Source organism: Siminovitchia sediminis (assembly GCF_042680885.1).
In the GTDB taxonomy this organism is placed as follows: domain Bacteria; phylum Bacillota; class Bacilli; order Bacillales; family Bacillaceae_C; genus Siminovitchia; species Siminovitchia sediminis.
This window is the reverse complement of sequence record NZ_JBHUEO010000071.1, coordinates 1-9,836: the sequence shown is the minus strand read 5'-3', so window position 1 is coordinate 9,836 and position 9,836 is coordinate 1. Positions and strand designations below refer to the sequence as shown.

The 9,836-nt window shown below is 42.7% G+C and carries 10 protein-coding genes and 1 pseudogene; 4 read left to right on the top strand and 7 right to left on the bottom strand.

From position 1 onward, the window contains the following. Positions 1–616 precede the first annotated feature (616 nt). The 6 genes from ACFSCZ_RS16695 to ectA all read right to left on the bottom strand — a co-directional run bounded on the left by ACFSCZ_RS16695 (position 617) and on the right by ectA (position 5,762). Complete coding sequence (locus tag ACFSCZ_RS16695) at positions 617–1,324, bottom strand: ABC transporter permease (RefSeq protein ID WP_380775542.1); 708 nt, start codon at positions 1,322–1,324, stop codon at positions 617–619. After that, positions 1,321–2,169, bottom strand: coding sequence for an ABC transporter ATP-binding protein (locus tag ACFSCZ_RS16690; RefSeq protein ID WP_380775539.1), 849 nt, complete (start codon positions 2,167–2,169; stop codon positions 1,321–1,323). Before ACFSCZ_RS16690 ends, ACFSCZ_RS16695 begins: the two co-directional genes overlap by 4 nt. 243 nt (positions 2,170–2,412) lie before the next feature. Then, positions 2,413–3,438, bottom strand: a complete 1,026-nt coding sequence (locus tag ACFSCZ_RS16685; protein WP_380775537.1) for a response regulator transcription factor — start codon at positions 3,436–3,438, stop codon at positions 2,413–2,415. 122 nt (positions 3,439–3,560) lie between these two features. Continuing rightward, entirely contained in the window at positions 3,561–3,950 is a 390-nt protein-coding gene (locus ACFSCZ_RS16680; protein ID WP_380775535.1) for an ectoine synthase, read from the bottom strand. A gap of 28 nt (positions 3,951–3,978) precedes the next feature. Next, the gene (ectB, locus tag ACFSCZ_RS16675) at positions 3,979–5,259 is read right to left on the bottom strand and encodes a diaminobutyrate--2-oxoglutarate transaminase (protein ID WP_380775532.1); all 1,281 of its coding nucleotides are present in this window, start codon (positions 5,257–5,259) and stop codon (positions 3,979–3,981) included. Between the two features lie 26 nt (positions 5,260–5,285). Further along, positions 5,286–5,762, bottom strand: coding sequence for a diaminobutyrate acetyltransferase (ectA, locus tag ACFSCZ_RS16670; RefSeq protein WP_380775548.1), 477 nt, complete (start codon positions 5,760–5,762; stop codon positions 5,286–5,288). A gap of 560 nt (positions 5,763–6,322) precedes the next feature. On the opposite strand from ectA, the gene ACFSCZ_RS16665 reads away from it, so the two are divergent. Beyond that, positions 6,323–7,132 (top strand): arylamine N-acetyltransferase family protein, encoded by an 810-nt coding sequence (locus ACFSCZ_RS16665; RefSeq protein WP_380775529.1) that lies wholly within the window; start codon positions 6,323–6,325, stop codon positions 7,130–7,132. Positions 7,133–7,257: 125 nt separating this feature from the next. Here the strand turns inward: ACFSCZ_RS16665 and ACFSCZ_RS16660 are convergent, their stop codons facing one another. Continuing rightward, positions 7,258–7,380, bottom strand: coding sequence for a small acid-soluble spore protein P (locus ACFSCZ_RS16660; RefSeq protein ID WP_380775527.1), 123 nt, complete (start codon positions 7,378–7,380; stop codon positions 7,258–7,260). 618 nt (positions 7,381–7,998) lie between these two features. Here ACFSCZ_RS16660 and ehuB point away from each other — a divergent pair. From ehuB to ACFSCZ_RS16645, 3 genes and pseudogenes are all read left to right on the top strand, one after another. Then, positions 7,999–8,898 (top strand): ectoine/hydroxyectoine ABC transporter substrate-binding protein EhuB, encoded by a 900-nt coding sequence (gene ehuB, locus ACFSCZ_RS16655; RefSeq protein WP_380775525.1) that lies wholly within the window; start codon positions 7,999–8,001, stop codon positions 8,896–8,898. A 93-nt stretch (positions 8,899–8,991) separates the two neighbouring features. Beyond that, positions 8,992–9,651 (top strand): ectoine/hydroxyectoine ABC transporter permease subunit EhuC, encoded by a 660-nt coding sequence (ehuC, locus tag ACFSCZ_RS16650; protein ID WP_380775546.1) that lies wholly within the window; start codon positions 8,992–8,994, stop codon positions 9,649–9,651. Beyond that, positions 9,648–9,836: pseudogene (locus ACFSCZ_RS16645) on the top strand (ectoine/hydroxyectoine ABC transporter permease subunit EhuD); the annotation flags it as partial. The gene ehuC and the pseudogene ACFSCZ_RS16645, both read left to right, overlap by 4 nt.

Below are 9,836 nucleotides of genomic sequence, written 5' to 3'. Positions count from 1 at the left end.
AAATGTTGGTGTGGTAACTTACATTTTACTAGAAAGGGCGATTTTTTTGTATGCCTTTTTTAGAACTAAACAAAATAGGGCTGTCACAGAAAATCAGTTTTTACTGACTTTCTGGACAGCCCCTTTGCCATTAGAAAGTAATATTCGAAAGTTATCGTATGTAGGTTTGTAAGGATTAAAAGTGCAGGTGAATTACTCGAACTCCTGCAAGTCACCAAAAAAGACTGAAGGGCCCCCGAACAAGAGGGAGGCCATCTAAGTTGGTCGTCATGAAAGGGCCCACCCGCCCGAACCAACGGGATCCCTCATTTTAGGTTTCTATGAAAGAGTTAAGGGCCAAAATCACTGGGGGGTCCTGAATGTTTGGTTGCCATGAATGGTTTAGGCAGCCCCCATGATTAGAGAACTTGCGATTGGGTCATCCGGCAACCTTCACTCAAAATCCTAATATGATGTGACCATCGTGCTCAGTGGATGATTGGAGCTTATGAGCCCATTGATCCCACAGTTAAAGAACATTTTTCAACAAAGAAACTACGAGGATTCCCAGCGCGAAACTCAATAAAAACTTCATTGCTATTTTCATTTCCACCATACCTCCCTAAATGATAAATTCTTAATCGACCATTCTTTTCCGGAAAACAATAACTGTACATATAGAAGTTACGATCAACCAGGCGGCAATGATGGCAAGGTTGGAGAAAATATCAGCCATACCTCCCCCGGATTCCATTTGTTTCGCAAGTTCAAGAAGCTGGACGTTTGGCAAGTAATCGATGATTTTCAATACTGGGTATCTTTCTGTAAGTGATGTAAGAAACGTCCCAAAGCTAAATACAATCATAACAGGCATGATGATGAGAGATGCCTCCATAACAGACCTGGCATATAAGCCCAGTAACGTTCCCAGTGCAATATAAAACAGGATGGAAAGCATCATGGCGATGCTGATAATCCCAACAGGCTCCGGTCGGTAATCCGAGAAAAAAGCACTTAATAAAATAACAAAGATGGTCAATAGGATGGACAACAAACTCTTTCCGCCTAATATTTCCAGAGTACTTGCAGGTGACAGCATCAGACCCCGGAGTGTATTCTTTTCTTTCTCTTCAGCAATTAGGCAGCACTGGACAAATGCTGCCACCATGGTAAAGGCCATGTTAAACACTAAGTAGTGAGCTTCAATGGAAATGTTCCCCATACGCCCATAAAAAGCAGCCATAATCGGAGGAAGAAAGATAATTGTCGAAACAGCATAGTTTCTGGAAAAGTCCTTATAATCTTTAACAAATATGGCATTTACTCGTTTCCATGAAAAAGTCATGCTAATTTCCTCCCCGTTATTTCTATAAATATATCCCCCAAGGTTGGTTCATTGGAGAATATACGAGATACTTGATTGGATTTCATGTATGTATAAAGCTGCTCAGCACCTGCAGCACCTTTTGATAAAATGACCTGTTGTCCATTGGTCAGTTCGACTGTAATGGTTTCATCGGAATACTGCTTTTTCAGTTGGTCTGGAGAGCCTGATGATTGAATTGTTCCCTTATTCAAAAATGCAATACGGTCGCACAGGGTATCTGCTTCATACATATCATGCGTCGTTAAAAAGATGGTTGTTCCCTTGTCATTCAAAGCTCTTAAACCCTCATAAATATGCTGAGTGTTTACCGGATCCAAAGCAGATGTGGGCTCGTCCAAGAAAAGAAGTTCAGGTTCATGCAGCAGCGCTCTTGCCAATATGACCCGCTGCTTCATTCCTTTTGATATTGAAGACACTTTTTTGTTTTTATCCTTCGTCATATGGACAATATCCAGAACTTCTTCCATTCTTGAATCAGGCAGTCCATATAAGCGGGAAAACAGCTTTAAATTATCCACAATAGATAATCTTTCGTATAAGCCGCTGTTATCTGTCAACACACCAAATCGGCCCCTGGTTCTTGGGTCTTTTAAGTGAGATACTGGTTTACCAAAGACCAAAGCCTGACCTGAGGTTATATTCATTTGCCCGGTTAAAATTTTAATGGTTGTTGTTTTTCCTGAACCGCTTGGCCCCAAAAATCCAAAAATTTCTCCTTTCTTTACCTGAAAGCTGACATTATTTAGCGCTGGCTGATCTGAAAAGGTTTTTGCCAACCCCTGTACATCGATAATATTTTCCATTGCGATTCCCCTCGCTGATTCATAGTCCGTCTTTGTAAGATCAGAATATGATATCAGATCAGCCGATGCATTAAAATCATGTCGAATAGAGCCGGTAAGGAGGTGAAAGGAGCAAAAAGGGGGTCCAAATGCAGGAGGGTAGAATTCTTATGAGATTTTATTGATTGTAAATGAATGGCATGACAATCAAAATCATTCAAGATATATGGAAATACGACATATTTCCCGAGAAATAATCATTTTTTATTTGAGCCCCATCATTTCCCTCAGTTGAGTCATTTTCGATTTAGATAGGGGAATGGTTGATTTTGTTGCATCTTCCAGGACAAGGCTGTAACTGTTTCTTGTCCAAGTAATCACTTCGCGTACTTTCTGCAAGTTGACAATATATGAGCGATGGCAGCGGAAAAATCCAAAAGGCAATAACCGGGTTTCTAATTCCTGCAGGGTAAAATCACTGGGGAAGGATTCACCTTTAATATGTAAATAGGAACGACCGTTGCTGCTTTCAATATAATCAATTTCAGTAGGATTAAATAAAACAATTTTGTCATTCACCTTTGTCGGAATTTTCTTCAATTCTATCTGTTCTATGTCAAGCTGATGCTTTTTCTCCTCTGTCCTTCCTGCTTTTACCAAATGATTTTCCTCCACTGGTATCGGAGATAGGCCGTTGCTGTCTAATGCAAAGACTCTATCCGCAGCAGTAATAGCACTTTCCAGATTGCCGGTTAAAATAAGGGTACTTTTTCCAGCATGGCGAAGTTTTGTATATATGGACAAGAATATTTGCCGTGACTCTATATCTAGGTTTTGATCGGGTTCTTCTAAAACAAATATAGAGGGGTCTTGCAGAAATAGGCAGGAAAATTGAGTTCTTTTCTTTTCAGAATAAGAAAGTTTATTTATTTTAGTACTTTTTATCTGCTCCAGGCCAAGTGCCTGAATAACAGTATGGATTGTGTGCGGCGAATGATAAAGCTTTTTTACAAACAAAAGCATTTCTTGTACCGTCAGCCGCTCATATAGTCCCGGATTTAAAAATAGAAACCCTATTTGAGGAGAAGGAAACTTCATGTTTTGCTCTTCTATTAAAATATGTCCCTGGGACAACGCAGTTTTTCCAAGGAATAGTTGAATAAGTTGTTCACGGATATTCACATTCGAATACATTGCCGTTACCTGCCCGGGGTGAATGGTGAGGTCAAACGAAGGGAAAACCAGGGTATCGTTTATTCTCTTTTCTGCACTTTTAAATGTTAATTGCATTGCTGCTCCTCTTTCTGCCATCATGATTTATACGAATTATACCAGTTTCAGGACTGTCAGTGGAAGCAACATAAAGCCCAAGCCGTACTGGCTTGGGCTTAACTGCTTCATTTTTTTTAGGTTTACTCCGCTTCTACAAGAGGATAAGCGCCTTCCTCATCATGCGTTTCCTGTCCTGTAAGAGGAGGATTGAAGACACAGATCAACCTCATGTCTGTCTTTGCACGTAAATAGTGTTCATCATGTTCATTTAAAGCGTACATGGTACCGTCTTTGATCGGATAGACTTTTCCATCAGCTACAGTCTCTATTTCCCCTTCACCGCCGACGCAATAGACAGCCTCAAGGTGGTTCTTATACCATATATGTGTCTCAGTGCCTGCATAGATCGTTGTGTCATGATAAGAGAAGCCCATGCCGTCTTTTTTTAACAGCAGTCTGCGGCTTGCCCAAGTTTCGGCTCTTACATCATTGTCTGTTCCGATAATTTCATCTAATGTTCTAACAATCATTTTTCCCCGTCTCCTTTACCAGTGAAGGTTATTTATCCAGTACTGCTTTAATGCTATCTTCTACAATCTGGAAGCCTTTTTCAAGTCCTTCTTCATCAATAATGAGGGGCGGCAGGAACTTAAATACTTCCCCTTCAGGTCCTGAAGTTTCCATCAGCAGGCCGCGTTTAAAGGCATTCTCGCATATTTGCTCTGACATTTCGCCGTTTTTACACGCTACACCCTGCATAAGGCCGCGGCCTCTTTTTTCCCCGTGTAGCTGAGGATATTCATGTACGAGAAAGTCAACAAATGCACTCATCATTTCAGACTTTTTGGCGATTTCCTGCGAAAAATTGTTCGTTTCCCAGTATTTCAACGCTTCAGTTGCTGTAACAAACGCCATGTTATTTCCGCGGAATGTTCCATTATGTTCCCCGGGCTCCCAAATATCATATTTGCTTTTAATGAGGGTCAGTGCCATTGGCAATCCGTATCCTCCGATAGACTTTGACAAGCAAACGATATCCGGTGTAATACCTGCCGGTTCAAAGCTAAAAAACGTTCCGGTTCTCCCGCATCCGGCCTGAACATCATCAATAATTAGCAAAATGCCGAATCTTTTGCATAATTTTTCGATACCTTGCAGCCATTCATAGCTTGCCGCATTAATTCCGCCTTCTCCTTGAACAGTCTCCAAAATCATGGCGGCAGGAAGATCAACACCGCTGCTGCTGTTCACCAAAAACGCTTCTATATAGTCAAGGGAGCTGCCGCTGTCTACGTAATCATCAAAAGGCATGAACACACTGTTATTTAATGGAATGCCGGCACCGCCTCTTTTAGACGCATTTCCCGTAACGGACAACGAACCGATCGTCATTCCGTGGAATCCGTTCGTGAAACTAATGACTGTATTTCGCCCGGTTACTTTCCTGGCAATTTTTAGAGCGCTTTCCACGGTGTTTGTACCGGTTGGTCCAGGGAACATCACTTTGTAATCCAGATTTCTTGGTTTTAAAATAACTTGATTAAACTTTTTAAGAAATTCTCCACGCGCCATTGTGGCCATATCCAGACTATGAGTGATGGCGTCTTCTTCAATATATTTGATGAGAAGCTCTTTCATTTTATCATGATTATGCCCATAGTTTAGGGCGCCTGCACCGGCAAAAAAGTCGATATATTCCCGATTATTCACGTCCCAAAGCTTGTATCCCTTTGCTTTTTTAAATACGGTTGGAAAACTTCTGCTGTAGCTTCTGACTTTTGACTCATGCTTTTCAAAGACATCCATAGTAATTTCCGGTTTGTCCATAATAGTCGACATAAACGTATATATACCTCCAAGAAAGTTTATTCCAATGGCCCAATTCGATACGCAATCTCAGCTTCATGAGAAGGGTCAGGAAATTGCTTTTCGCTGAAACACTCGTATTGTGTATACTCAGTTCCCAGTTTTTTTGCCAATCCTTTAAACAGGTTGTTGGAAGGAGTATTGGTAGGTGTTACAGTAGCCTCTACAAAGCGGATATTCATGCTTTCAAGCCTTTTGATCAGCTTGAGCAAAAGTGTGGTGGCCAATCCTCTTCCTCTTTGGGACTGATCAACAACCACCTGCCAAATAAACAGCGTATCAGGTGCGGTTGGCTGGAGAAACCCGGAGACAAAGCCGACAACTTTGCGATCGACTATTGCTACAATAGATGTTTGATTAAAATACTTACCCCACATTAAATAGCTGTATGACGAATTGACATCGAGAACTTTGGACTTTTTCACCAATTCAAATATTTCACTGCCGTCGTCCGCAGTTGGCTCCCGAAAGTAAATCGTTTTTAATTTCGTACCCTTCGCTGAAGGTTTTTCCTTTACTTTACTGATTGTTTGTTCACCTCCTGTGTAATTGCAAGATGTATATAATCATATCGGTAGCTTTTTTTAAAAGCAAAACGACTGAGTCTGGCTTTCACGGGTTTAATTGTGATGAGTTACGGACAGATGAAGATAACCCCTCATTTCCTTTAAATTCCTTCCAAATCGTCCCAGATGGTCCCAAATTGAAAAAAGCGGGCTGAATGGACAACCCCTTGAATGGTTTTTTGCCGGGAAAACTAAATTTTACGTATTCTTGGGCATATCTTTGAAGGTATTGTAAAAAAATGGTTATCAAAGTGAATGTCCACTCAGAAAACCTCCGGAAATCTATACACACTGCTTAGTATCTTTTTATGGTATCATCATTCCTTCTTTCATTAGTACTGGCTGTCAGCAACCTTAGCAGCTGGATCTGCTGAGCTTTCTTATGAACCCTGGATCGGTTGCGAGAAATGATTCGCTCCCTTTTGAATGCGAAGAGTAGTATGATAACTATAAGGAAAGGGGAGGAAAGCATGAACGGAATCTTGGACAACTTTTTAAAAGACAAGGGTTATTTTTCAGCAGAGGATGATCTGTTACTAATCGAAAAGGTTCAAAGGATGCTCGCCGAGCGCTTCCCTTTTGAAAATTTGGATGTTATGACAAAAGTGGAAGAAAACATTACACCTGAATATATTGAGGGAAAAATGATTGAACAAAATCGCGGCGGACTTTGTTACGAATTAAACGCACTGCAGCACCTGATTTTAAGAAAGCTTGGCCTGGATGTACATTTAGCTTCCGCAACAGTTCACGATGAATCCGGCTGGGTCACGGACCGCACTCATGTCATGAACCTCTTTTGGAAGAAAGACGATTTATTTGTCGCTGACAGCGGATTTGGTACGCAGTTGCCTATGAAGCCTGTTCAACTTGACGGACCGCCTGTTCAATCACCGGGTGGAACTTTTCGTCTTCGTACACTGAAAACTGAAAAAGGAACGGTTGCATTTCAATTAAAGAGACAGGGTCAATGGATCACAAGATATGCCTTTTTTCCTGAAGAAGTAGAGTGGGACGAATTGAATCGTATAAAGAAGGTCATTCATGAGCATCCGCAGTCTGCTTTTAATAAGCAATTGCTTATTGCCCAAGCATTGAAGAATGGAACTGTTTCCCTCAATGAACAACGCCTCTTGGTAAAGACCAATCAAGGGGAAGAACAAAGGATTCACTTTTCTTCATATGAAAACATGCTCGAAAAAATTAAAGACTATTTTTCCCGTTCGATCTATGATCAGGCGTTACAATATGTACATAGGAAAAGGAATGTTTCCCAGTGAAGGGCAGCATACGGCTTTTGCAAGATGGGCCCTTTGAAATTTTCGATGCTCTGCCGCCAAAATGTCAATATGTAGCAGCCACGTCTTGATCCGAACGTGGCTAACTTCATTTGGCCAAAAGGAGATTACATTCCGTGTCCCGGGTTTTTATTTTGCCTTGAGTGGTTTTTGTTTTTTACTTTATGTGATCCTGACAAGGGCTGTGGTTGAGTTGTTTCCTGCTGCTTTCGTTTCCTATCTTTTCCCATATCATCACCTCCACTTGTACTAGTATGTCTTCTTGCAAAGTTTTTATTTGATGATCTTTCCCGCATAAAGGAAGTATCCGTGCGAAGCTGGGCGACATAAAAAAGATAACGATTCCGGACACTAAGCCTTCCGAATCATAAGACAGGACTTACACAGGCGTATAGGAGCTATGCTGTAAGGACTAAACTCTCAAGAAGGTTTTCAGGAGAAAACCTTTCTGGCACAGAGGTTTTAGATTAGGGCAAAGTTGAAAGATCCTCGATTCAATAAGTTTTTCAACATGTGTTTTAGCAGCATAAAAGATGCTTGTTCAACCTTATATGCCTTTGCCATTATTTATTTTCAGACAACTATTGCAGGAAAAAGGAGTATATTCCATGAATGATGAGCATCCCCCGTATGAGTTCCCACATATTCCGCGAGAACGCAGATAACCATGCTTAAACCAAAAATATGCTGTTTGAACGTGAAAGCCTGTTCGCGTAAACTTAAACAAAGCGCTTCCCAGGCAAAGAACTTTTTGCATACTCCTTTATGCCCGGAGAACATGTGGGGTTTTTACGCTTTCACTTATTGGAATATTTAGAAGTAAGAGAATTATCAAGGGGGTTTTAATTTTGAAAAAGTGGTTAGCTATAGCTGTTGCTGGTCTCTTAATGATTCTAAGTGCCTGCGGCAGTGGTAATGAAAGTGCAAATAACGAAGAAGGCGGCGGAGATTCCAGTGAAGAAATGTCCACGCTGGATCGCCTGAAGGAAGAAGGGGTCGTCAAGCTTGGGGTGGCCAATGAAAAGCCTTATGGTTACAAAACCTCTGACGGGGAAGTGACAGGAGTGGCTCCGGAAATTACAAAAGCTGTTTTTAAAGAGCTGGGCATTGAAACAGTAGAAGGGGAAGTAACGGAGTTCGGTTCCTTGATCCCGGCTTTGCAGGCGGAGCGTTTTGACGTGATTACCGCCGGTATGGATATTCGCCCTGAGCGGTGTGCAGAAGCGGCGTTTGGAGATGTGGAAATTCGCTATGGGGAAGGTATGGCTGTTCAAAAGGGAAACCCAAAAAATCTGCACAGTTATGAAGACATCGCCGCAAACCCTGATGTGAAAGTTTCCATTATGGCAGGTGCGAACCAGCATGAGTTTCTGAAGGAGCTGGGCGTTAAAGACAATCAGATTGAAACAGCCGACAGTATTTCTTCCAACATTGCAGCTGTCAGCTCGGGACGCGTGGATGCAACGGTAATGACCGAAGCGACACTGCGTGAAGCTGTTGCGTCTGCCGATCAGGATAAGGTAGAGGAAGCCAAGCCGTTTACACAGCCGGAAATTAATGGGGAGAGCGTTATGAGCTACGGGGCTGCCGTCTTTAGAAAAGAAGACAATGACCTGCGTGAAGCCTATAACGCTGAATTGAAAAAATTGATAGAGTCAGGAAAGATTCTTGAAATCTATGAAGAATTTGGATTTGGAGAAGATAACCTTCCGGACGACGTAACAACAGAAGATCGTTGTGCCGGATAATTAAGGATAGACATGATATATGCACCTCAGAATATGAATCCCTTGTGTTGATGCATGAGGGATTCTGCATCATAGATATGAAGGGGCTTGATAATCATTGATACTTACATGATGTATTTGCCGGAATTATTGCGTGGGGCGGGAATCACGGTTCAAGTTCTCCTGCTGTCCGCTGTTTTTGCCTTTATATTTGCTTTTATTGCCGGTTTGGGACGCGTGTCCCGGTTTTGGATCGTCCGCTTTCTTATGGGAGCTCTCGTAGAGCTGTTCAGGGGAACGTCCCTGCTCGTGCAAATGTTCTTTTTCTTTTTTGCCCTGCCCGCTTTCGGGATGGAACTGTCGCCGTTTGCCGCAGGGGTCCTGGCTTTGAGCCTGAATTACGGGGCTTATGCTTCCGAGGTTGTCCGGGGAGCGATTTTGTCGGTGCCTTCCGGCCAGACGGAAGCAGGCATTGCCTTGAATATGACCCGCTGGCAGCGGATGAGGCTTGTTATTCTGCCGCAGGCGTTCCGCCTGATGCTGCCCGGGTTTGGAAACAACGCGATCGAGCTGCTGAAAGGTACTTCTCTTGTCTCTCTGGTGACACTCGCCGATATGACGTTCCAGGCGCGGATTTTAAAGGATAACTATACAGGAGACCAGGTGGAGATTTTCACCCTTCTGCTGCTGCTCTATTTCGTTCTGGCCCTTCCGCTCATCTTCGGTGCGCGGTGGCTGGAAAAACGCGCGGCCAGGGGGGTGGCGGCCAGATGACCTGGGATTGGAATTTTGCCATTGAAATTTTCCCGCGAATTTTTGATGCGATGTGGATTACGCTGGGCGCCACAGTGGCAGCCTATGTGATTGCTCTGATCTTTGGGCTGGTGCTGACGCTTCTTCGCCGGACCCGCTTGAAGCCGCTTAAGTGGCTGACAGTCGGCTTTATCGAGTTTGTACGA